The sequence below is a fragment of the Grimontia sp. THUN1695 genome (genome assembly GCF_059704325.2).
Map to the genome: position 1 here is coordinate 2,847,217 of NZ_AP046577.1, position 22,164 is coordinate 2,869,380.

Here is a 22,164-nt window from a genome sequence, read left to right on the forward strand (position 1 = left end):
TTTGCGGAGGCGTTTTAGTTTCTGGCAGCGGCAAGCGTCACACCCTTAGCGCATCGCCGCTTTCACATACACATCAAAACGGTTTTTCTTGGTCGTTATCTGAGTCGATGGGGTTTTCCCGGCAAGGAAGCCAGCATAGTCCGGCCGCTTGACCACGACACGCTTGGTTGCCAGTGTATACGCAGGTTCATACAGACTATCCGCGTCATTATCTGCCCCCACCAGTGACTGGAATACCCGCATCTCTTTTTTCACCAATGCCGATTTTTTCTTGTGGGGATACATGGGATCAAGATACACCACGTCCGGCCGCACCAGCTCCTCCCCTTGCTCAACAAGCTTTACCAGCGTGTCATGGCTGGATGCATGCAGCAAAGACAAGCGTTCACTCACCCAACTCCCGATTTCCGGATCGGCCTTGGCTCGTGCGAGGCCATCATCCAATAGCGCCGCGACCACAGGGTGGCGTTCCACCATCTGTACCTTGCAACCAAGGGAAGCCAGCACAAAAGCGTCACGCCCAAGCCCTGCTGTGACATCCAACACGGAAGGTGTCGCGCCTTTGTTAAGCCCCACCGCTTTGGCGATCGACTGGCCTTTGCCGCCACCAAACTTACGGCGGTGGCCGACTGCACCGCCGACCAGATCGACAAACACAGCCCCCAGCTTGGGCTCATCCCGTTTACGAAGTTCAAGTTGGTTTGGGGTCAATACCAGCGCAAACAACGCGTTGTCATCATGAGTCAGTCCCCAGCGTGTGGCTATTTCTTTGAGGGTATCAGCGCGTTCTGGCGCTTCGCAGGTTAAAGCTATCTGCACCTGAGTTCTCCGGTGTAATTCTCGCCCAGAGTATACCCGTAAACCGGATTCAGGTGCAGGGACTGTTGATGAAAGGAGTCATGCTTCAGCACGATCGGTGACAATTGCGCTCAGCCGCGCTGACTCTGTCAGGATCACCTCTTCCATCGGTTTGGGCACACTGAAGTGATAGCCTTGGGCATAATCGACTCCAAGGGAGCACAGGCGCATCAGGATGGCATCATTTTCCACAAATTCAGCGACCGTTTTCTTGCCCATCTTGGTTGCCAGCTCATGGATAGCACGGACCATGACATAGTCGGCTTCATCATCAGCAATATCACGCACAAACTGGCCATCAATCTTGATGATATCCACCGGCAGGCGCTTGAGATAACCAAACGAGGACAACCCCGACCCAAAGTCATCCAATGCAATGGAGCAGCCCAGTTGCTTGAGCTTGGTAAACAGCCCTATTGCATCACTGAGGTTACCGATAGCGGCAGTTTCAGTGATCTCCAAACTGATGGACGAACTGGGGATAGTGCTGGTTTTCAGTGCTTCAAGCAGGAAGTGGATAAAGCCTTCATCGCTCATGGAACGCCCGGAAAGGTTGATAGACACCATGCCGACGACATCTACATGCTCGGGGTGGCGGTCAAACCATCCCAGGGTCTTTTCAATCACCCGCTTATCAATCATATGGGCCATATTGAAACGTTCTGCAGCGGGGATAAATTGGCCCGGTGGCACATAGTTACCCTCATTGTCACGCATTCTCACCAATACCTCAAAATAGAGCTTCTCTTCGAGGTTGGCGTTGACACTGACAATAGGCTGGGCATAGACCTCGAAACGATCTTCAGCGAGTGCCTCATGAATTTTGCTGACAAAGGACATCTCGCGCTCATGCCGGCGAAGTTCCTGATCGTCCGGACGATACAGGTGCACCCGGCTACGCCCCTCATGCTTGGCAGCATAACAAGCTGTATCAGCCTGTGCATGCACCTGTTGCGGCGTGCTGGCGGTTTTATCCAGCATACGGATACCCACCGAGCAACCCAGTGCCAGACGGGTATTTTTCCAATAGAAGTCAAGCTCACTCAGGGTGTCCAGAATACGTTTTCCCTGTTCGAGGGCCTGCTGCTCATTGCAGTCATAGCAAATCACGGCGAACTCGTCCCCACCAAGGCGGGCCAGGGTTGCGCCAATGGGCAGCGACTCACGCAGTATCTGCGCGGTCTGCTTCAATGCCTCATCCCCCGCTTCATGGCCTACGGTGTCGTTTATCACGCGGAACTGGTCAAGGTCGATATAAAACAAGGCATGAACCACACCGTTTTCCTTCAATGTGCCCAGCACATCCACCAGCCGGGCTTCAAAGTAGTTTCGGTTCAGCAATCCGGTTAAAAAGTCATGCTGCGCCTGATAGCGAAGTTGCTGCTCCATGCGGCGGTTTTCAGTGATGTCTTCCCCGACCAACAACAACTGCGACTGCACCAGCGTCGAGCGGACACTTTCCCGGACCCAGCGCTCGCTGCCATCACTGGTGCGGTAGCGAATTTCACGCCGGCGAATACCAAAGCGCTCACGGTGTTTGCCATTTAACAGGCTGCGTGGCGGCGGACTGCCATCGGCGTAGAAATCCGTCACCTTGTGTCCAAGCATGTGGTGCTTGGAAAATCCCAGCCATTCAGTAGCGCACTGGTTAACAGACTGGATACGCGACTGTTGGTCAATGGTCAGCAGCATCACCGGTTGCTGCTCATAGAGCATGCGGTATTCCACTTCGCTGCGCTGCAATTTTTGCTCGGCGAGTTTTCGCTGGCTGATATCACGCGCTTCAAACAGGATTTGAGCATCAGCATGGCTATGCTCTGGCAGGGCTTTAAGTGCCACATCTAAAATCACTTCATTTTGCTGATCCGACAGCAGGCACACTTCAAACCGGCTCACCTGTCCTTCAATCAGTGATTCAAGATGGATTTTCAGCCGATCGCCGCTGAGCCACTCAGGCCACCGACAAAGTGGCAGAAATCCCCGGCAGGCATGTTCGGGGAAGAGTCGCTGGAAAGCGCCGTTCGCCGATACTACCCGCCCGTGGTCATCCAACAAGGCAATATATTGATGGCTCTGGTCAAAAACCTCTTTAAACAGGGCCCGGCTTTGTGCCAATGCCCGCTCATCCTTTTTCTGACGGTTCATGTGTTTTGCCAGGATTCCGATAATCACCAAAGCAATTGCCATCATAGCCAGGCTACTGAGTATCGCATCACGGTTGGCCTGCCAAAACGGTGGCGGCTTGTTGACAATCACCGCATCAGGGAACTGTCCTACATCGATACGATGCTCACGGGCTGCTGCGTATTCAAACATCATTTGGTTGGCATCGACGACAATGGCTGACATTGCCCCACTTTCGAGTGCTTCTACCAGCAACCCTGCCTGCACTTCCCCATGGTGCGTAGCATCAACCATAATGCCGCCAATGACTCCATATGACAGCATAAAGCTGTTTGCCCCATACACCGGCACCTTGGTGGATGCGATCACCTGGGTCAGCAGATCGCCATGTTCCATAAACGCGCCATTGGCATCTTTAAAAAAAGAAACAAACAGCACCACATCTCCGTCTTCCAGTGTGCCAACCTTTTCAACCAGCCCATCAAAACTAATTTGATGCAAGCGGCGGATCTCGACTCCTTGATCAGGAAACACCTTTAACTGGCGATCAATGGCCTGCCAATACTGACGGCTTGAATAAGCATCATCCAGCGCAATCCACACCCGCTCAGTTTGTGGGTGAAGTTGTTTTATCAGGGTGACATTGTCCGGCACATTGATGAGCTCCTCGACCCCACTTAACATTTCAATGTTGTCATACAGCCCGGAGCCGGTGCTGTTGAGCCCCGAAAACACCACCGGAATGGTCCCGATTTCATCCGCCAGTTCATTCACCAGCCACAGCGCAGCATTGTCAGTGGTCAGGATGGCGTCATAATGGTGTTCCTGAAAACGGGCGAGGTAGAGGCGTTTCAGCTCAATATGGTAGTCAAAAGATTGGATGCGTTTGGTATCGAGGTAGGTGTGCTCCACCTCAATATTTTTACCTTGCACGCCCTGTTCAATGCCATTCACCAGCGATTCAGTCCAGAAAAAGTCAGGATGGTAGGAATGGATAGCAAGCACCTTGTAGGCCGCAAAAACTACGCCGGTTTGAAAAAACAGCACACTGAAAATTAGCCACTTAAGTATTTGGCACATAGTAATAAAGTAAAGTTTTCTCAAACCGGTTACAGTAATAAGACACGGTATTGGGAAGGCTATCAATTGGTCAAGTTTCATGCACGGAAACTGCGGGTAACATGGAGTTTAGTGAATAACAATGACTGAAATTGCAAAATTAGATGATTTAGATCGCCAAATTCTGCGCACCCTGATGGCAGATGCCAAAGTGCCCTATGCTGAAATGGGAAAGCGGTTTTCCGTCAGTCCCGCCACGGTGCACGTGCGGGTAGAAAAAATGAAAGCGGCAGGCATCATCACCGGCACGGAAGTCTTGGTGAACACCAAGGCACTGGGCTATGACGTATGCTGTTTTATCGGCATTAACCTCTATGCCGCCCGGGATTACCATTCAGCCCTGGAAAAGCTGCAACAGCTTGATGAGGTGGTGGAAGCCTATTACACCACCGGTGCCTACAATATTTTCGTCAAACTTATGTGTCGCTCGATAGAGGAGCTGCAATATGTGCTGATTGATAAGTTGCAGGCCATTGATGAAGTGCAGTCCACTGAAACCCTGATTTCGCTGCAAAATCCAATCAAGCGTAATGTGTCGCCGTAAAGCAAGATTACGCGTCTACCAAGGTCATGTTTGATAGCAACAAAAAATGCCAGCATATCGCTGGCATTTTTGCTCAGTAAACACTGATTATTCCGCGCTTTCCTGGTTTGGCAATTCAGGGATATCCATTTGCTGCTCTTCAGCCAGCCAACGGGCCACATCCTTGGCGAAATAAGTCAGGATGCCATCCGCACCGGCACGCTTGAAACACATCAGCGATTCCATCACAGTTTTGCGCTCATCCAGCCAGCCGTTCATTGCTGCGGCTTTGTGCATCGCGTATTCGCCGGACACCTGATAAGCAAACGTCGGCACTTTCAGTTCACTCTTCACCCGGCGAACCACGTCCAGATACGGCATGCCCGGTTTCACCATCACCATGTCCGCGCCTTCGTTAACGTCCATCGCCACTTCATGGATGGCCTCGTCGCTGTTAGCCGGATCCATCTGATACGTTTTCTTATCGCCGCCTTTAAGGTTCGCCGCAGAACCGACGGCATCTCGGAACGGGCCATAGTAGGCTGACGCATACTTGGCAGAATACGCCATGATCTGGGTGTGGATGTAACCGGCCTCTTCCAGTGCGTCACGGATAGCACCGATACGGCCATCCATCATGTCTGACGGGGCAACGATATCTGCCCCTGCTTCTGCGTGAGACAGCGCCTGCTTGATCAGCACCTGGGTGGTTTCATCATTCAGCACATAGCCGTCTTCGTCGGTCAGGCCATCCTGGCCGGACAGAGTGTACGGGTCAAGAGCGACATCCGTGATCACCCCCATTTGCGGCACATGCTCTTTTAACAGACGCACCGCACGCTGTACCAAACCTTCCGGATTATGTGCTTCGTCTGCCGTTGCGGACTTGAATTCTTTCGGCACTACCGGGAACAGGGCAATTGCTGGCACACCCAGTTTTGCCAGGTATTCCGCTTCATACAGCATCAGGTCAATAGACAGGCGCTCAATACCCGGCATGGATTCCACCGCCTCACGGCGGTTCTTTCCCATCAGGATGAACATCGGGTAGATCAGATCGCTGGCTGACAGCTGGTTTTCCGCCACCAGACGGCGGCTAAAATTATGTTTGCGCAGACGGCGCAGACGACGGGCCGGAAATGCGCCCTGAATGGATACGGTCACGGTACCCTCCTTAATCCAAGTGCGTTAGTAGCGTCGCATGCATCATAGCGGTTACAGGCCAAAGAATCGACGGCTGTTGAGGATGGTTTGTGTGATCAACTGCTCAGTGTCCTGTTGCCGTAATGCAGCAATTTGTGACGCGACATGCGGCAGATAGCAAGGTTCGTTACGGCGCGATTTGGGTTTCGGCTTGAGATCGCGTGGCAACAGATACGGCGCGTCGGTTTCAATCATCAGCCTGTCATCCGGGATCAGCGGTACCATCGCACGAAGCGCCTCACCACGCCGCTCATCGCAAACCCAGCCGGTAATGCCAATATAGAGCCCCGCCTCCAGACAGTCTTTCAGCTCCCCTTCCGAGCCGGTAAAACAATGCAGCACCGCCCCCGGTAATTTATCCAAGTACGGAGACAGTATCGCCATAAACCGCTCGTGGGCGTCGCGACAGTGCAGAAATACCGGTATACGGAGTTCGACGGCAAGTTTCAACTGCGCTTCAAACACCGCCTCCTGTTGTGGACGGGGTGAAAAATCGCGGTTAAAGTCCAGACCACACTCCCCGATTGCCACCACCTGCGGCTCACGGGCCAAAGCCCGGATTGTCGGCAAGGATAAATCGTCAACTGTTTTGGCATCATGGGGATGTACCCCGGCAGTAGAATAGGCAAAACCCGGCATAGTTGCTGCCAGTGCTGCAGCTTCAGGGCTCGACTGGAGATCGGTGCCGGTCAGCACCATCGCCGTAACACCCGCTTCTTTGGCACGTGCGACCACCTCTTCTCTGTCTGTATCAAACTGACTGTTTGTCAGGTTAACGCCGATATCTATCACTGAAAATCCTTGTTTTTTACTGGCAGATCAGGGGCCAGAATAAGAAAAAGCCAGTGTGTCACTGGCTTTATACACTATCACGACCAGGATCTGTTGACCCTAAGGTTAGCCCTGGCTTTGCTCTTCACTTTCGCCGTTTTCATCATCGCGCGGCTTATAAAAACGCGAGAAGAAAAGACCTACCTCAAACAACAAGCACATGGGGATCGCCAACAGGGTTTGCGAAATGATATCCGGCGGTGTCAGCAGCATCCCTACCACAAACGCCGCCACAATGATATAAGGGCGTTTTTGGCGCAGATCATCAGGCTCTACCGCACCGGTCCAGGTCAGCAACAGAATCGCCACTGGGATCTCAAACGCCAGGCCGAAGGCCATAAACAGTGCCAGGATGAAATCCAGATAACTGGCAATGTCTGTGGCTATCTGCACATCAACCGGCGCAATTGAGGTGAAAAAGCCAAACACCAGCGGAAATACCACAAAGTAGGCAAAAGCCACACCGCAGTAAAACAGCAGCGAGCTGGATGCCAACAACGGCAGAATCAGGCGTTTTTCATGCTTATACAAGCCCGGCGCCACAAACGCCCAGACCTGATAAAGGATCATTGGCACGGCAATAAACACAGACACCACCAGTGTCAGCTTGATTGGCGTGAAGAAGGGCGACGCCACATCCGTTGCAATCATGCTGGTGCCTTCCGGCAGCTGGGAAACCAACGGCTCGGAGACAAAGGTGTAGATGTCATTGGCAAAATACACCAACCCCATGAACACCACCAGCACAGCCAGTAATGCACGGAGCAGGCGATCTCTCAGCTCAGTGAGATGGCTGATGAGTGGTTGGGTATCTTCAACAGATGACATAGTTTCTCGATAAAAACTGGAGCCCGGATACAACCTTACTCGGTTTTATCCTTGGTGGGGCTAGAAGCATTGGCAGTATCGGCAGTGTCACGCTTATTAGCACTTGGCTTATTAGTGCTTGAATAAGGGCGTTGCACATCCTCGGCTGCTTTTTTTAGCTCATCGACAGACTGTTGCAGATCCGGCGACAGGTTTTTCATGCCCATCTGCTCGGCTTTTTTCAGGTTTTCCTGCAGCTCCTGGATTTTGAGCTCTTGTTCAAGCTCATCACGCACAGAGCCAGCCATCCGGCGAGCAGCACCGACCCAACGGGAGACATTGCGGATAGCCACAGGTAAACGTTCAGGGCCGAGCACCACCAGACCGACAACGGCGATCAGGATCAGCTCCCAAAAACCGATATCAAACACGGATTATGCCTGCTCTTTATCTTTCGCTTCGCTTTTTTGCGCAGTGTTAGTGCTTTTCTCTTCCAGTTTTTCCTGGCCGAAGTCAGCGTCTTTCTTGTCGTCCTTATCATCGTCAGACATGGCTTTTTTGAAGCCTTTGATGGCCGATCCCAAGTCACCGCCGATGTTACGAAGTTTCTTGGTTCCGAACAGAAGAATAACGATAACGGCAATGATAAGCAGTTGCCAAATACTAATACCACCCATGCTAATGATACCTCTGCGTTATGTGGTGAATAAACAAGCCAACGGATTCTATTTGCTCAATGTTACAGTTTGTTTGCTGCAATTTACTTGTTAAATGCGCGCCAGGCAAATAACCAGCTAAACAACGCGGTTGCACCTGTGATCTGAGGCAAAACCTCGACCTGATTACTGTAAAGTATGGCAGATGTCACCAACAATGTAGCGCCGATCCCCATCAGGAAACGGGCGCGATTTTGTTGCTTACGTGCCTGCATAAACTCCCGGTACATGGCATCCATACGCTGGTTGACCTGACGCCCTTGCTTTAAGCTATCGTACACCAACTCTGGCAGTTCCGGCAGTTTCTCCGCCCAGAATGGCGCTTTTTCTTTGATCGCGTTAATCACCGCCTGCGGCCCAACCTGACGCGACATCCAGTCTTCAAGGAATGGTTTAGCGGTATCCCATAAATCCAGTTGCGGATAAAGCTGGCGCCCCAACCCTTCCACGTAAAGCAGTGTTTTTTGCAACAGCACCAGTTGTGGCTGCACTTCCATATTAAAACGTCGTGCCGTGTTAAACAGGTTCAGCAACACATGACCAAAGGAAATTTCACACAGCGGCTTTTCAAAAATGGGTTCACAGACAGTGCGGATGGCAAACTCAAACTCATCAACATTGGTGTCATGCGGCACCCAGCCAGAATCGACATGCAGTTCTGCTACTTTACGGTAATCACGGTTAAAGAAGGCGAGGAAGTTTTCCGCCAGATAGCGCTTATCTTCGCGGTTCAGTGTGCCGACAATGCCGCAATCAAGACCTATCCACTGCGGGTCTTTCGGGTGATCGTAGGAGACAAACACATTGCCAGGGTGCATGTCGGCATGGAAGAAGCTGTCGCGGAACACTTGGGTGAAAAAGACCTGCACACCCCGTTCCGCCAGCAGTTTTAGATCAGTACCGTTGGCTTTTAACCCTTCAATGTCAGAAACCTGAATACCATAGATACGTTCAGACACCATCAGTGACTGACGGCAATAATCGCTGAACACTTCCGGCACATAGAGAATGTGGTCGTTTTCGAAGTTGCGGCGAAGCTGGATGGCATTAGCCGCTTCGCGCATCAAATCCAACTCATCAAGCAGGGTCTTTTCATATTCACGCACCACTTCGACCGGCTTGAGACGTCTGGCCTCAGGCAGGAAACGGGCGACAATACGCGCCATGCGGTACATGAGTTTGATGTCGGCCTGAATGACAGGAAGGATGTCAGGACGGATAACTTTCAGCACCACCTCACGACCGTTTTCTTTCAGTGTCGCAGTGTGAACCTGGGCAATCGAGGCGGATGCCAGCGGCGTTTCACTGAAATCATCGAACCAGTTTTCCAGCGGGCCGCCGAGGGCTTTTTCCATCTGTGCCTTGGCAAGCTTGCCATCAAACGGCTCGACCTGATCCTGAAGCATCGCCAGTTGGTCCGCGATGGCTGGCGGAAACAGATCGCGGCGGGTCGACATCATCTGGCCAAACTTGATCCACACCGGTCCTAGCTCCTGCAATGCCAGACGCAGGCGTTCACCAAGTTGCTTCTCAGGATGACGATTTTTCATCCAAAACAGCATTTTGCGCATCAGTTGTGGGCCGCGGGTAATCGGCTGGTCCGGCAGCAGCTCATCCAGTCCGTAGCTAAGCTGGACCTGGGTGATTCTGTACAGGCGGCGGATTTCGCTCGGGGTCATATGTTCGCCACCTCAGCCAGTTTCTTCTCAATCGCATCAAGACGGGCAGATAAACGGGATGCCTGGCTTTGCACGTCATCAACCTGATCAGCAAAATAGGCCACTTCCAGCGCACCCGGCGCCAGGCGCCACTCCTCCACGACCAATTCCCCAACATAACGCTGGTTACGCTCGGTCATCTGTTTGAGAAACGCCAGCCCTTGCTGCGCGCCACGCACCAGGGTGTGCGCTACCACATCCCCGGTGTAATGGGATAGCCATTCAGCGATATCCGGGTTGAGGCCGTTCAGGAGGCTGGAAAATTGCTGCGCGACATCGATGTCGCCTTCCAGATGCAGTTTGTCCTGCTTGATAAGCCGGGTCAGGTTGGCCTTGTCTTTAAGCTGTGGCGCAACCGATATCGCCATCGCCAGATCGCAGTCAGCTTCGCCTTCAAAATCCGCCAACACATCAATCTGCTGGCTGAACACAAACACCAGCTGTTTGTTGATGTCGGTCAGGCGCACGCGCAGCACGTTGCCTTTCAGCCTCGCCAAGCGTTTCTGGCTTTCCGCATCCTGTTTCAGCAGTGTATTGAGGCTGGTTTCAACCATGGCGGTAACGAACGGGTCTAATGGCATCCCTTATCCCTCAGAACTTGTAGCCGCGGTGAAGAGCTACAATGCCACCGGTCAGGTTAAAATATTTGGTTTGTTCAAAACCGGCCTCTTCCATCATGCCTTTGAGGGTCTCCTGATCCGGGTGCATGCGGATGGACTCTGCCAGATAGCGGTAGCTTTCACTGTCATTGGCAATGATTTCACCCATTTTGGGCAGCAGGTGGAACGAGTAGGCATCGTAGACTTTTGACAGCGGCTCAATAGTGGGTTTGGAGAACTCAAGGACCAGCAGGCGGCCACCCGGCTTCAGCACACGGTACATCGAGCGCAGCGCCTTGTCTTTGTCGGTGACATTGCGAAGGCCAAAACCGATGGTGATACAGTCGAAATAGTCATCAGGGAACGGCAGTTCTTCCGCATTGGCCTGCACGTAATTCACGTTGCCGACAATGCCCAGATCGCGCAGTTTATCGCGGCCCACGTTCAGCATCGAGTTGTTGATGTCAGCCAGTATCACCTGGCCTTTCTCCCCCACAATGCGGGAAAATTTGGCGGTCAGATCGCCGGTTCCCCCTGCGAGATCCAACACGCGCTGGCCTGGACGCACGCCACTACAATCAACAGTAAAACGTTTCCAGATACGATGAATACCCATCGACATCACATCGTTCATGATGTCGTACTTTGCCGCTACACTGTGGAAGACGTTAGCAACCATCCCGACCTTTTCATCTTTGGCGACTGTTTTGAAGCCAAAGTGGGTGGTATCCTGATCTGCGTCTTTCATCACGCCCTGTGTCATATCTGTCATTATTAACCCCTGAGTAACACCGGGCCGGAAAGAAGAAAACGCCCGATATTTTTGCGCTTAGTGTACTTTACATACTCAAACAACCACAAGAAACGCGTAATGCGTCAACTAACAACCTGGTCAATCCTTTGAAACCGGCAATGCCTCCACATCGTCATCCAGTGCATCACCCGATGCATCCCTTCCCAGCATGGTGGGACTGATGTCACGTTTCACTTCTACTCCCAGGGATTTAAAGCTCTCGACCTGACGCAAAATATTACCGCGACCACTGGACAGTTTATTCACCGCATTCTGGTAGCTGTCAGATGCCTTATCCAGCGCAACACCCATGGCTTCCATGTCAGCAACAAACAGGCGGATTTTGTCGTACAGCTTGCCTGCTTTGTCGGCAATCAACCGGGCATTCTGGTTTTGGTGCTCGTAGCGCCAGAGGTTGTTGATGGTGCGCAGTGCCACCAGCAAGGTGGTTGGGCTGACCAGCATGATATTGTGGTCGAGCGCCTCACGGATCAGGGAAGGCTCGGCTTCAATGGCTATCTGGAACGCAGGCTCAACCGGAATAAACATCAGCACATAGTCGAGGCTCTGAATACCGTGCAGTTGGTGGTAATCCTTGCGCCCCAGACCCCGGATATGGCTGCGGATCGCCGCAATGTGTTCACGTAGGGCACCGTCTCTGTCCGCCAGGGAATCCGCATGGAAATAGCGCTCATAGGCCACCAGAACCATCTTGGCATCGATCACCACGTCTTTCCCCTGCGGCAGGCGCACAATCACATCCGGTTGATAACGCTTGCCGTGCTCATTCTCCAGACTGACCTGGGTGTGATATTCATGCCCTTCGCGCAGACCGGATTCTTCCAGAACACGGGCCAGTACTACCTCCCCCCAGTTGCCCTGTTGCTTGTTGTCCCCTTTCAGCGCCTGAGTCAGGTTGACAGCCTCTCGGGTCATGGCTTCGTTCAGCTGCTGGAGGTTTTTGATTTCATGCACCAGGGTGTGACGCTCTTTGGCCTGTTCACCAAAGCTGTCGGTGACCTGTTTACGAAAACCTTCCAGTTCATTTTTCAATGGGCCCAGCAAGGACTCAAGGCTCTGCCGGTTTTGCTCATCCACAGTGCGGGTTTTGTGGTCAAAGACTTTGTTGGCCAGTGCTTCAAACTGGATACGGAGACGCTCTTCAGCCCCTTCCAGCAGTTTGATTTTAGCTTCTGCCGCCTCGAGCTGTTCTTCGGTGCGGGCCTGCTGCTCACGCAAGGTTAACGCCAGCGCAGCGTTGGCTTCGCGCAGGTGCTCGACCGTTTCAGCCAGATCGGCTTTCTCGGCACGCAAGGTTTCCATCTGGCGCAGTTTTTCTGCAGCGGCAGCAAGTTTACCGTATTGAGTGCGAAGCTCTGAACTGAGGCGATCACGTTCCAAGTCCATGTCATCCAACTCATCCTGCAACGACTGGTTTTGATGTTTCAGCCTGGCGATTTCTGCCTGGCTCAACCTGTCATCCGCGTCCCGTTGTTGCTGGTAAAGCTCGCGCTGGTTGCGCTGTGCCAGGCGGTAATATCCCCCGCCCAGCATCGCGGTGATACCTGCACCAGCGCCTGCTGCCAACCATACCAGACTGTCTGAAAACAGCGCTTCAAGTTGCATGCTGTTTACCTTTTATATCAATGATCTCATTGCCTCTCAGGCTAAATAGATACTGGATAAATGTCCAGCTTTTCTATTGCGCAGAAATTGCTCTAGACTGCCGGATTCTTTCCCTCTTTTGGACACGTATTTTCTATGAATGACCGCCTTGCGATAGGCTACGGATTGGCTGCGGTATTGCTTTGGTCAACCGTCGCGACGGCTTTTAAAATCACCCTCAGTTATATGACACCTATCCAGATGCTGGCTGCGGCGAGCGTGGTGTCAGCAATCTCCCTGGCTGCGGTCGCGGCCTGGCAGGGAAAATTGCACCTGCTAACATCTACGTTTATGACAAGGCCGCTCTATTACCTGATGCTCGGCCTGATTAACCCGTTGATGTATTATTTGGTGCTGTTTAAAGCCTACGATTTGCTCCCTGCATCCCTTGCCCAACCACTCAATTACAGCTGGGCGATCACTCTGACACTGATGGCGGCACTGTTTCTGGGGCAGAAAATTCGCAAGCAGGACTGGGTTGCTGCGACACTGGGCTATGCTGGCGTGGTAGTAATTGCTACTAAAGGGAATATTCTCGGGTTGCAGTTCGACAGCCCCCTAGGCGTGGGATTGGCATTGCTCTCCACGGTGTTGTGGGCAGGGTACTGGATTTTGAACGCAAGAAACCAAGCCGATCCGATCATCGGATTACTGCTTGGTTTTCTTCTCTCTTTACCATTTTCAGTCGGACTTAGCCTTTACACCAGTGAGTGGAGCGGTATTCCCTGGCAGGGCTGGGCGGCGGTGACTTATGTGGGTCTGTTTGAAATGGGCATCACCTTTGTGCTTTGGCTCAATGCCATGAAACTTGCCACGAACACCGCCAAAATCAGTAACCTGATCTTTCTTTCACCGTTTATTTCGCTGATCTTACTGTCACACATCATTGGCGAACACATTCATCCCACGACCTTAATCGGTTTAGTCATGATTGTGGCAGGTTTAGTGGTTCAGCAGTGGAAAGGAAAATAACACGGGTTAAGCACAGCGCTGCGTGAGATATTCGCGCAGCTCATCGACAGAAATTCCGTCGTTGGCCAACGCCTGCGCCAATTCACGAACGCGCTCACCACGGCGTTCTTCTATCACTTTGTTAAATTGATGTACCAGCTCACGAAGGCCACTGATGGGAACCTGCCGTGCAGCGCTTTTTACACGCTCTTCACTCATGCCACTTAATTCAGTGAGCAACTTACCAAACATCATTTTTTCTGGCGATTCATCTAACATCTCCAGATAACGCGCCAATTCGATTGTCGACATCGACATAATAGTTAACTGCCTGTGTATTTTTATTTATTTACGAAGGCGTGTTTGGGTGCCCCGCACCATGCGTACAGCCCAGACACGGGTTGATTTGAAAATTTCGCCCTTTAATTATACTTCCCAAGCCAAATAATCAACAAAAAATACCCGTTAATGAGCAATTAACGGGCAAATAGTTGGAATAACGGTTGTCGAGACCGTCGCGCTATACGCGTCTAATAATGTATTTAGAAAACGGTTTACACTTCAGCGGTATGCCACCGCTTCCCTTTGGACGACCAAAGCAGCAAAAGGCCCGGTGCAAGCAACAACATGTGGAACACCAACAGGTGTGGCTCGGACAGGCCTGCACGCTGGGTGAGGCTGACCAACACACCGGAGCCACTCATCTGGAAAAGACCCAGTAGCGCTGCGGCAGTGCCTGCGCGCTGTCCAAACGGCTCCAGCGCTTTCCCGGCAGCCGACCCCAAAACCCAGGCAAAGCCAAAGGATGCGAAGAAAACCGGCACCATAAACGCCCAGGCCTGCTGGATGCCACTTAATCCCGCCATGACACCCCCTGCACACACCAGCATCAACATACCGGCATTCAGGGTTTTACGGCTGCCGATTTTATCCATCAACGTTGGCGTGGTCATAGACGCGGTGATATTCAGTGCCGCATTGACACTGAACCACACAGTAAACTGCTCCATGGTCAACCCCAGGCCGTTGATAAGGCGCACCGGTGCCGACGTGACGTAAGCAAGAATGACAGACATCGCCAGCATGCACAGCAATGCGTGGTACACAAATACCGGCTCTTTCAGCACCTGCCAATAACGCGATGGGCTCAACAGTGAACCACTGCTGTCTGTATCGGCCGGGCGGGTTTCACGGAACAGGGTCAAGACCAGCACCAGCGCCACCAGCGCGTACGCCATCATAAAGCTGAAGTTTGACCGCCAGCCAAACTGGGCAGTCAGCCACGCCCCAAGCAGCGGGGCCAATGCCGGAATAAAGCAGATAGCGCCATTCAGGTAGCTGATCATCTGGCCACTTCGTTTACCGCCAAAGCTGTCACGCACGGCGGCAAAGGCACACACCGAGGTTGCACAGGCACCGGCCCCCTGCATCAAACGGGCCACCAGCAATGCATCCAGAGACGTGGCCAGCCAGGCAAACGCCGAGCTCAGGCAGTAAATCACAATACCGCCAATGGCGACCGGACGGCGGCCAAAGCGGTCTGCCAGCGGTCCTGCCAGTACCTGGCCAAGGCCCAGGCTCACCAGAAACCAGGAAATGGTGTCCTGGATACGGACTGCTGACACATCAAATTCCGCCGCCATCGCAGGCATCGCCGGCAGATAAATATCAATCGCCAGCGGGCTAAACAGCACCAGCAGCACCATCAGTGCCACTAAACGACTGTCAGGTTTTAAAGAATGGGAAGACATGACGTTCTCCTTATTATTTGTCGCGCAGTCTAGTGGGATTTTGATATGAATGAAAATGGTTTATAGTCAGGTCAGACATTCCTGATTGGAATAACTAAGAATGAACCTCAGTCAATTGCTCCGCTACGATCTCAGTCTGCTTATTTGCCTCCACGTCTTGCTGGAAGAGTGCAACGTCACCCGCACGGCACAACGTCTGCATCTCAGCCAGTCAGCAGTCAGCAAAAACCTAGCCAAACTTCGCCATCAGTTTGGCGACCCTCTGTTTAACCGATCTTCACGGGGGCTCCACCCAACCCCGAAGGCACTGTCACTCAAACCCGGACTGAAAAGCCTGCTGAGCCAAATTGAAGGCTTGACGGTGTCAGATGATTTCAACCCTGCCACCAGCGACCGGCGCTTTCATTTCGCTCTGGTAGAAAGTGCCTATCCCCTGCTGCTGCCGCGTTTTTTAGGGGAAATTCTCGATGCAGCGCCTTCTATTACACTGGATACCCAGGCCTGGAGCGGACAGACCTTTGATGCCCTTGCCCGCGGAGAAGTGGATTTCGGTATCACAGGGAAAGACCTCAACCCGGCGGATGCCATGCTGACCCTGATGCCGCCGAAAGGCATCATCTATGAAGAGCTGTATCAGGATGAGCAGCGGGTAATTGTACGCAAAGACCATCCGGTATTAGGGAAGAAGTGGGATTTAGACACCTACCTTAAACAACGCCATGTGCAGGTACGCTGTGATGGCAGCGATCGCTGGCTGCTGGATTACAAGCTTGCTGAACGCGGCATAGAAAGGGACATCGCCATGTATGTGCCGGATTTCAACAGTGCTGCTAGCCTGTGCACCCATACCGATTTGGTATTCACCGCGCCATCGCACTTCGCGGCGGCGGTTGCAAAACAGCTTAATTTACAGGTATTGACGCTGCCAACACCGCTTCCTCCCATGGCATATACCCTGTTCTGGCACCAGAGCCAGCAAGGCGATCCCGGCCATTCCTGGCTGAGGCAGCTCATTATTTCGCGCTGTCGCCATATGACAGAAATTGCAGCGGCAGGTGAAAACAGATAGCTTAACTATTCAATCACTACACACGATCACCAAGAAGGACCAAGAATGCACGCCATTATTGCTGAGCGCGTCGAGGCATTGCGACGCTGGCTGGACGATCAGGCACTGGACGCACTGATCATTCCTCACGAAGACGAGTTCCTTGGCGAATACATTCCCAAGCACAATGAACGTCTGCACTGGGCAACAGGTTTTACCGGTTCCGCGGGTACTGCCGTGATCACCCGCGATAACGCCGCCATATTTGTCGATGGGCGCTACACAGTACAGGTGCGCAAACAGGTTCCCGGCGACATTTTTGAATACCGCCACCTGATTGAAGAGCCCGCACTGAAGTGGCTGCAGAATAACCTCCCAACAGGCAGCAAAGTCGCTGTAGACCCACGCCTTCACAGCGCCAACTGGCTGGCAACGGCAGAAAAACAGGTCGACGGTAAGTTAAGTCTGGTTTGCGTTGATGCCAACCCGGTAGACACAGCATGGCATGACCGCCCGGCACCAAAGCTTACTAGCGCAAGACTGATGGACACCGGTGTTGTTGGCCAAAGCAGCGAAGAGAAACGCCGCAAGATTGGGGCCGCAATCACTCAAGCCGGCGCAGATGCGGCTTTTCTCAGCCAGCTCGACAGTATCTGCTGGCTGCTCAATATCCGTGGTGGTGATGTGTCACGCCTGCCTGTGCTGCTGGCAAGCGCCCTGATTGATGCGCAGGGCGATGTGACCCTCTTTATCGACCCAACGCGCCTGCCAGAAGGGTTTGCAGCACACGTCGGTGAAGGCGTCACGGTAAAGGCTCCGGCGTCACTGGAATCTGCCCTTGCGGCGCTGTCGGGCCAGACAGTGATGGTTGACCCACAAACCAGTAATGCCTGGGCAAGCCAGGTACTGAGCCAAAACGGTGCGGTTCTCGTGCATGCTGCCGATCCCTGCATGTTACCTAAAGCGGCTAAAAACGCGGTAGAGATTGCCGGGATGAAAGCCTGCCATGTGCGCGATGGTGTGGCAGTCAGCCGCTTTCTGGCATGGCTGGATAGAGAAGTGGCAGCCGGCAAGCTGCCAAATGAAGCAGAGCTTTCTGACAAGCTCTACAGCTTCCGTGCATTGGACGATACTCTGGCAGACCTCAGCTTCGATACTATCTCAGCAGCAGGTGGCAACGCGGCCATGTGTCACTACAACCACCAGAATCTACCCGAGCCCGGCGAGCTTGCGCTGAACAATGTCTATCTGGTTGATTCTGGCGGCCAGTACCCGGACGGCACCACGGACATCACCCGTACCATCGCCATCGGTGAATGCCCTGATGACATCAAACGTGCCTTCACCCTGGTGCTGAAAGGCCACATTTCGCTGGCAACCGCCCGCTTCCCGAAAGGCACGACAGGCAGTCAGCTGGACGCACTGGCGCGCCAGCACCTGTGGGCACATGGCTTTGACTACGACCACGGCACCGGCCACGGTGTCGGCCATTTCCTCAGTGTGCATGAAGGGCCACAGCGGATTGCCAAAGCACCGAATACAGTGGCTTTACTGCCAGGTATGGTGCTGTCAAATGAACCGGGCTATTACCGCGCTGATGCCTTCGGTATCCGCATCGAAAACCTGGAACTGGTGGTGGAAGTGCCGACATCCGGCGATATGACGGTATTGGGCTTTGAATCACTCACCCGCGCACCGATTGATCGCCGTCTGGTTGATGTCTCGCTCCTGACTGACAGCGAGATAGCATGGTGGAACGATTACCACCAGAAAGTTTGGCAGGATGTCAGTCCAGCGCTTGAAGGGGAAGACCTGGACTGGCTTAAGCAGGCAACCGCGCCACTTTCACGCTAACCCGACAGGAAAAGAACAAAGAGCGCCAGCCGGCGCTCTTTGTTTATCCAGCCACTTTCATCACCCCGAATACCCCTGCTCCCAGTCTTTCCATACAACCTCAAAACCCGCTGCTTTCACGGCGCTCGCAACGGCACTGGCGCTGCGTTCATCGGAAACAGCAAACTGCTCCAATTCCGGCACATCATCCGCGTAGCCGCCCGGCTGGGTTTTCGAGGCGGCCGACATCGAGGTGATCCCGAGCGGCAGCACCTTGTCCCGAAACACTGGCGATTCACGGGTAGACAGAGACAACTCAACTTCCGGATTCAGCAGCCGGTAAGCGCAAATAAGCTGCACCAGCTGCCTGTCGGTCATCACCGACTTTGTCTGTACCGCTCCCTCACAAGGACGAAGCCTTGGAAAGGAAATCGAGTAACGGCTTCGCCAGTAGGTTCGCTCCATGTACTCAAGGTGACTGGCGACAAAGAAGCAATCAGTTCGCCACTCATCCAGTCCAATCAGAGCACCAATGCCAATCTTGTCGATCCCTGCGCGGGCAAGCCTGTCCGGGGTATCAAGACGGAAAGCAAAGTCGGTCTTGTTGCCACGAAGGTGGTGCTCAGCGTACGTCGAACGGTTGTAGGTTTCCTGATACACCATTACCGCATCCAGTCCCAGTCCCCGAAGTTCTGCGTATTCATCTTCCAGCAACGGCTGTACTTCCATCGCCAGGTAGCTGAAGTGCTGCTTGATGGCGGGCAAGGCCTGCCGGAAATAATCCATCCCTACTTTGGTCTGATGCTCTCCTGTCACCAGCAGAATACTGTCAAAGTTCATGGCCTTGATGGCCTTGCATTCGCGCTCGATTTCCTCGGGGGACAATGTGCGGCGTTTGATGCGGTTTTCCATTGAAAAGCCACAGTAAGTACAGGTATTGGCACAAAGGTTCGACAGATAAAGCGGCACATAAAAGTTCACCGTGTAGCCAAAGCGGCGGCGGGTCAGCGCTGCCGCCTGCTGCGCCATGGTTTCAAGGAAGGGCTCTGCCGCCGGAGAGATCAGCGCCTTGAAGTCCTCCAAATCCCGTTTCGGTGTCGCCAGCGCTTTTCTGACATCCGCCGCTGTCTTGGCGTAGATAGACAGGCGGATATCATCCCAGTTCATTGATGCCCATTGATGGGAGAATGTCATCGCAGCCTCCTCTCAGCCAAGATCATCAAGAAACGCGGTTAACGGGCTGGATGCGACAGCATGCTGCACTTTCCCGGCAAGCCCCGCTTCATAGGCCATTCGGCCTGATTCAACCGCCAGCCTGAACGCCCGCGCCATAGTAACCGGATCTGCCGCGGCAGCAATCGCGGTATTGACCAGCACCGCATCTGCCCCTTTTTCCATCGCTTCCGCGGCGTGAGAGGGTGCGCCTATACCGGCATCCACCACCACGGGCACTCTGGCCTGATCGATGATGATGTCGAGAAAGTCGCGGGACGCCAGGCCTTTGTTGCTGCCAATCGGCGCACCTAATGGCATCACAGCCGCGCATCCCGCTTCTTCAAGATGCTTACACAGCACAGGGTCAGCATGACAATAAGGCAGGACGATAAACCCTTCCCTCACCAATTGCTCGGCTGCTTTGAGCGTTTCAATCGGATCCGGCATCAGGTATTTAGGGTCAGGATGAATTTCCAGTTTGAGCCAGTTTGTTCCCAGCGCTTCACGGGCTAGTCTTGCCGCAAAGATAGCTTCCTTGGCTGTTTTTGCCCCAGAGGTATTCGGCAACAGATTCACACCGGACGTGATTAGTGGAGCCAGAATGTCATCCTCACGGCGTTGGATATCTACCCGCTTGAGCGCCATGGTAACGAGCTCTGAGCCACTTGCCGCGATGCTTTGTGCCATGATAGCCGTGCCGGAGAATTTTCCGGTACCAGTAAACAGGCGGGAGGAAAAGGTCTTATCTGCAATCTTTAACATGGTTAACCTCCGGCAATAGCCTGAAACATGGCTATCTGAATTCCCTCTGTCAGTGGGGTTTGCGGCCACTGACTACGGGGAATAATGTTGCCAGCAACTGATATCGCCAGTGACTGCTCAGGGAGTGAAAGTTCATAAACCAGTGCCAACAGGTTATCGGCGGCCACGGGGGTATATGCCTTTTCATTAAGCCAAATCAGCATCGGTTGCCTCCTTGAGTTCCGTTTTTCCGGGATGACAAACCGGACACCGGGTATCTTTTGGGATCGACATCGAGCGCAGCGTCAGGGACTTGCCATCAAAGTGAGAAAATCGCGAAGGTGACGTGGATTCACCGAGTAGTTGTTTCAGCGCTGCCAGAGCCTGAAAGCTGCCGATGGCTCCCACAACAGGCCCAGCGACGCCCGCACTCTGACAGTTGCGGATATCAGGGTCGTCATTGGATGGAAACAGGCAGTGATAGCAGGATGTTCCCGGCTGGGAGAAATCGAACACCATCAGTTGTCCATCCCAACCAATCGCCGCCCCGGCGATAAGCGGCTTACCTGCAATGACACAGGCGGCGTTTACCGCCTGCCGCGTTGCCATGTTATCGCTGCAATCCAGCACAAGATCAGCAAGAGACACTTCCAGAGATAGCGCCGTATCACCGAGGCGACGGGTAACTGCCCGGCACTGGATACTTCCATTCAGCGCCCTGAGCTGGGATACAAGCGCCCTAGCTTTGTGGCTCCCCAGATCAGTTTCTCGGTAGGCGACCTGCCGCGGCAGGTTAGAACGCTCCACACAATCATTGTCAGCCAACACCAGTTGCCCCACCCCAGCACCCGCCAGATAGAGACCGGCAGCTGTACCAAGCCCTCCACAGCCAACGATAAGCACTGTTGCCTTAGAAAGACGAAGCTGCTTTATTTCGTCCCATTCAGGCAGCATAAGCTGGCGGCTATAGCGGTCAAACTCACTGTCTGACAGGTTAGCATTATCAGGTAACGATACGCGCATTTCTCGCCTCCTCGGTCAGTAGTTCTGAAAATGCCTGGAGCGTAACCGCCAAGTCACAGGACTGGGTGACCGCCCGCACAACGGCAATCGCATCCACGCCGGTTTGCCAAATTTCTGGGGCTTTCGCGAGATCGATACCGCCAATCGCCACCGTGGGGATACGACCATTGACAGTTTGCAAGTGCCTGGCCAACTGCGCCACGCCCTGCGGCGGTGTTGGCATTTGTTTGGTGGGGGTCGGGAAGATATGGCCGATCGCGAGATAGCTGGGCGCTAGTGACAAGGCCAGATCCAGATCTTGCGCCGTCCGGGTGGACACACCAAGGCGCATGCCGGCATTGGCTATCGCCGCAAGATCAGCTGTTTTGAGATCGTCCTGCCCCAGATGAATGCCATATGCGCCAGCCTCAAGCGCCTTTTCCCAATGATCGTTAATAAACACCTGTGCCTGATAAAGGCAACCGCAAGTCACGGCCTCGTTGATCATGGCATCAAGATCAGGGTGGTTGGGGTCTTTCACCCGAAGCTGAACCGTGCGAACGCCCAACGCCAGCAAGCGCTTGAGCAAGTCAATATCGTCGACCACCGGATAAAGGGGACCAAATTGTCCATCCAAACGGGGAAAGGAATAAACAGGAGTCATACC

Annotated in this window: 22 protein-coding genes; 4 read left to right on the top strand and 18 right to left on the bottom strand. The window is 53.3% G+C overall.

What is annotated here, in order from left to right; genetic code table 11:
• Positions 1–45 precede the first annotated feature (45 nt).
• Positions 46–819, bottom strand: a complete 774-nt coding sequence (locus AC6IB1_RS16405) for a class I SAM-dependent methyltransferase (protein ID WP_497567528.1) — start codon at positions 817–819, stop codon at positions 46–48.
• A 78-nt stretch (positions 820–897) separates the two neighbouring features.
• The gene (locus tag AC6IB1_RS16410) at positions 898–4,062 is read right to left on the bottom strand and encodes an EAL domain-containing protein (RefSeq protein ID WP_497569163.1); all 3,165 of its coding nucleotides are present in this window, start codon (positions 4,060–4,062) and stop codon (positions 898–900) included.
• Positions 4,063–4,183: 121 nt separating this feature from the next.
• Here AC6IB1_RS16410 and asnC point away from each other — a divergent pair, with 121 nt between their 5' ends.
• The gene (gene asnC / locus AC6IB1_RS16415; RefSeq protein WP_005500980.1) at positions 4,184–4,645 is read left to right on the top strand and encodes a transcriptional regulator AsnC; all 462 of its coding nucleotides are present in this window, start codon (positions 4,184–4,186) and stop codon (positions 4,643–4,645) included.
• A gap of 87 nt (positions 4,646–4,732) precedes the next feature.
• On the opposite strand, the gene hemB is transcribed toward asnC, so the two are convergent.
• From hemB to rmuC, 9 genes are all read right to left on the bottom strand, one after another.
• Entirely contained in the window at positions 4,733–5,788 is a 1,056-nt protein-coding gene (gene hemB, locus AC6IB1_RS16420; protein ID WP_497567529.1) for a porphobilinogen synthase, read from the bottom strand.
• A 51-nt stretch (positions 5,789–5,839) separates the two neighbouring features.
• Positions 5,840–6,619 (bottom strand): 3'-5' ssDNA/RNA exonuclease TatD, encoded by a 780-nt coding sequence (gene tatD, locus AC6IB1_RS16425; RefSeq protein ID WP_497567530.1) that lies wholly within the window; start codon positions 6,617–6,619, stop codon positions 5,840–5,842.
• 105 nt (positions 6,620–6,724) lie between these two features.
• Positions 6,725–7,486, bottom strand: coding sequence for a twin-arginine translocase subunit TatC (gene tatC, locus AC6IB1_RS16430; RefSeq protein WP_005500992.1), 762 nt, complete (start codon positions 7,484–7,486; stop codon positions 6,725–6,727).
• A gap of 35 nt (positions 7,487–7,521) precedes the next feature.
• On the bottom strand, positions 7,522–7,896 hold the full coding sequence (gene tatB / locus AC6IB1_RS16435; RefSeq protein ID WP_497567531.1) for a Sec-independent protein translocase protein TatB: 375 nt from the start codon (positions 7,894–7,896) through the stop codon (positions 7,522–7,524).
• A 3-nt stretch (positions 7,897–7,899) separates the two neighbouring features.
• The gene (gene tatA, locus AC6IB1_RS16440; protein WP_005500994.1) at positions 7,900–8,142 is read right to left on the bottom strand and encodes a Sec-independent protein translocase subunit TatA; all 243 of its coding nucleotides are present in this window, start codon (positions 8,140–8,142) and stop codon (positions 7,900–7,902) included.
• Positions 8,143–8,225: 83 nt separating this feature from the next.
• Entirely contained in the window at positions 8,226–9,860 is a 1,635-nt protein-coding gene (gene ubiB, locus AC6IB1_RS16445; protein WP_497567532.1) for a ubiquinone biosynthesis regulatory protein kinase UbiB, read from the bottom strand.
• On the bottom strand, positions 9,857–10,480 hold the full coding sequence (locus AC6IB1_RS16450; RefSeq protein ID WP_497567533.1) for a ubiquinone biosynthesis accessory factor UbiJ: 624 nt from the start codon (positions 10,478–10,480) through the stop codon (positions 9,857–9,859). Before AC6IB1_RS16450 ends, ubiB begins: the two co-directional genes overlap by 4 nt.
• Before the next feature lie 10 nt (positions 10,481–10,490).
• The gene (ubiE, locus tag AC6IB1_RS16455) at positions 10,491–11,270 is read right to left on the bottom strand and encodes a bifunctional demethylmenaquinone methyltransferase/2-methoxy-6-polyprenyl-1,4-benzoquinol methylase UbiE (protein ID WP_115660082.1); all 780 of its coding nucleotides are present in this window, start codon (positions 11,268–11,270) and stop codon (positions 10,491–10,493) included.
• A 120-nt stretch (positions 11,271–11,390) separates the two neighbouring features.
• Positions 11,391–12,917 (bottom strand): DNA recombination protein RmuC, encoded by a 1,527-nt coding sequence (rmuC, locus tag AC6IB1_RS16460; protein ID WP_497567534.1) that lies wholly within the window; start codon positions 12,915–12,917, stop codon positions 11,391–11,393.
• Between the two features lie 135 nt (positions 12,918–13,052).
• Between rmuC and AC6IB1_RS16465 the strand changes: the two genes are divergently transcribed.
• A complete protein-coding gene (locus tag AC6IB1_RS16465) occupies positions 13,053–13,928 on the top strand; it encodes a DMT family transporter (protein WP_497567535.1) in 876 nt (291 codons plus the stop codon).
• Between the two features lie 6 nt (positions 13,929–13,934).
• On the opposite strand, the gene tsrA is transcribed toward AC6IB1_RS16465, so the two are convergent.
• Both tsrA and AC6IB1_RS16475 read right to left on the bottom strand, forming a co-directional pair.
• A complete protein-coding gene (tsrA, locus tag AC6IB1_RS16470; protein WP_497567536.1) occupies positions 13,935–14,225 on the bottom strand; it encodes an H-NS-like global regulator TsrA in 291 nt (96 codons plus the stop codon).
• A 236-nt stretch (positions 14,226–14,461) separates the two neighbouring features.
• The gene (locus tag AC6IB1_RS16475) at positions 14,462–15,658 is read right to left on the bottom strand and encodes a multidrug effflux MFS transporter (protein ID WP_497567537.1); all 1,197 of its coding nucleotides are present in this window, start codon (positions 15,656–15,658) and stop codon (positions 14,462–14,464) included.
• 100 nt (positions 15,659–15,758) lie between these two features.
• Here AC6IB1_RS16475 and AC6IB1_RS16480 point away from each other — a divergent pair, with 100 nt between their 5' ends.
• Both AC6IB1_RS16480 and AC6IB1_RS16485 read left to right on the top strand, forming a co-directional pair.
• A complete protein-coding gene (locus tag AC6IB1_RS16480; protein ID WP_497567538.1) occupies positions 15,759–16,727 on the top strand; it encodes a LysR family transcriptional regulator in 969 nt (322 codons plus the stop codon).
• A 45-nt stretch (positions 16,728–16,772) separates the two neighbouring features.
• On the top strand, positions 16,773–18,560 hold the full coding sequence (locus AC6IB1_RS16485; protein ID WP_497567539.1) for an aminopeptidase P family protein: 1,788 nt from the start codon (positions 16,773–16,775) through the stop codon (positions 18,558–18,560).
• A gap of 60 nt (positions 18,561–18,620) precedes the next feature.
• Here the strand turns inward: AC6IB1_RS16485 and thiH are convergent, their stop codons facing one another.
• From thiH to thiE, 5 genes are read right to left on the bottom strand one after another with little or no spacing between them, the layout of a single operon-like run.
• Positions 18,621–19,733, bottom strand: coding sequence for a 2-iminoacetate synthase ThiH (thiH, locus tag AC6IB1_RS16490; protein ID WP_497567540.1), 1,113 nt, complete (start codon positions 19,731–19,733; stop codon positions 18,621–18,623).
• A 12-nt stretch (positions 19,734–19,745) separates the two neighbouring features.
• On the bottom strand, positions 19,746–20,516 hold the full coding sequence (locus AC6IB1_RS16495; RefSeq protein WP_497567541.1) for a thiazole synthase: 771 nt from the start codon (positions 20,514–20,516) through the stop codon (positions 19,746–19,748).
• Positions 20,517–20,518: 2 nt separating this feature from the next.
• A complete protein-coding gene (gene thiS, locus AC6IB1_RS16500; RefSeq protein ID WP_497567542.1) occupies positions 20,519–20,719 on the bottom strand; it encodes a sulfur carrier protein ThiS in 201 nt (66 codons plus the stop codon).
• Positions 20,703–21,518 (bottom strand): HesA/MoeB/ThiF family protein, encoded by an 816-nt coding sequence (locus AC6IB1_RS16505; RefSeq protein WP_497567543.1) that lies wholly within the window; start codon positions 21,516–21,518, stop codon positions 20,703–20,705. Before AC6IB1_RS16505 ends, thiS begins: the two co-directional genes overlap by 17 nt.
• Positions 21,499–22,161: a thiamine phosphate synthase gene (thiE, locus tag AC6IB1_RS16510; protein WP_497567544.1), complete on the bottom strand. Its 663-nt coding sequence runs from the start codon at positions 22,159–22,161 to the stop codon at positions 21,499–21,501. Before thiE ends, AC6IB1_RS16505 begins: the two co-directional genes overlap by 20 nt.
• Positions 22,162–22,164 lie beyond the last annotated feature (3 nt).

What these genes read in the sequence shown, in the direction of transcription:
- AC6IB1_RS16410 (WP_497569163.1), bottom strand. Translation starts at nt 4,062, where the DNA reads ATGTGCCAAATACTTAAGTGGCTAATTTTCAGTGTGCTGTTTTTTCAA.
- asnC (WP_005500980.1), top strand. Translation starts at nt 4,184, where the DNA reads ATGACTGAAATTGCAAAATTAGATGATTTAGATCGCCAAATTCTGCGC.
- tatC (WP_005500992.1), bottom strand. Translation starts at nt 7,486, where the DNA reads ATGTCATCTGTTGAAGATACCCAACCACTCATCAGCCATCTCACTGAG.
- tatA (WP_005500994.1), bottom strand. Translation starts at nt 8,142, where the DNA reads ATGGGTGGTATTAGTATTTGGCAACTGCTTATCATTGCCGTTATCGTT.
- ubiB (WP_497567532.1), bottom strand. Translation starts at nt 9,860, where the DNA reads ATGACCCCGAGCGAAATCCGCCGCCTGTACAGAATCACCCAGGTCCAG.
- AC6IB1_RS16450 (WP_497567533.1), bottom strand. Translation starts at nt 10,480, where the DNA reads ATGCCATTAGACCCGTTCGTTACCGCCATGGTTGAAACCAGCCTCAAT.
- ubiE (WP_115660082.1), bottom strand. Translation starts at nt 11,270, where the DNA reads ATGACAGATATGACACAGGGCGTGATGAAAGACGCAGATCAGGATACC.
- rmuC (WP_497567534.1), bottom strand. Translation starts at nt 12,917, where the DNA reads ATGCAACTTGAAGCGCTGTTTTCAGACAGTCTGGTATGGTTGGCAGCA.
- AC6IB1_RS16465 (WP_497567535.1), top strand. Translation starts at nt 13,053, where the DNA reads ATGAATGACCGCCTTGCGATAGGCTACGGATTGGCTGCGGTATTGCTT.
- tsrA (WP_497567536.1), bottom strand. Translation starts at nt 14,225, where the DNA reads ATGTCGATGTCGACAATCGAATTGGCGCGTTATCTGGAGATGTTAGAT.
- AC6IB1_RS16475 (WP_497567537.1), bottom strand. Translation starts at nt 15,658, where the DNA reads ATGTCTTCCCATTCTTTAAAACCTGACAGTCGTTTAGTGGCACTGATG.
- AC6IB1_RS16480 (WP_497567538.1), top strand. Translation starts at nt 15,759, where the DNA reads ATGAACCTCAGTCAATTGCTCCGCTACGATCTCAGTCTGCTTATTTGC.
- AC6IB1_RS16485 (WP_497567539.1), top strand. Translation starts at nt 16,773, where the DNA reads ATGCACGCCATTATTGCTGAGCGCGTCGAGGCATTGCGACGCTGGCTG.
- thiH (WP_497567540.1), bottom strand. Translation starts at nt 19,733, where the DNA reads ATGACATTCTCCCATCAATGGGCATCAATGAACTGGGATGATATCCGC.
- AC6IB1_RS16495 (WP_497567541.1), bottom strand. Translation starts at nt 20,516, where the DNA reads ATGTTAAAGATTGCAGATAAGACCTTTTCCTCCCGCCTGTTTACTGGT.
- thiS (WP_497567542.1), bottom strand. Translation starts at nt 20,719, where the DNA reads ATGCTGATTTGGCTTAATGAAAAGGCATATACCCCCGTGGCCGCCGAT.
- AC6IB1_RS16505 (WP_497567543.1), bottom strand. Translation starts at nt 21,518, where the DNA reads ATGCGCGTATCGTTACCTGATAATGCTAACCTGTCAGACAGTGAGTTT.
- thiE (WP_497567544.1), bottom strand. Translation starts at nt 22,161, where the DNA reads ATGACTCCTGTTTATTCCTTTCCCCGTTTGGATGGACAATTTGGTCCC.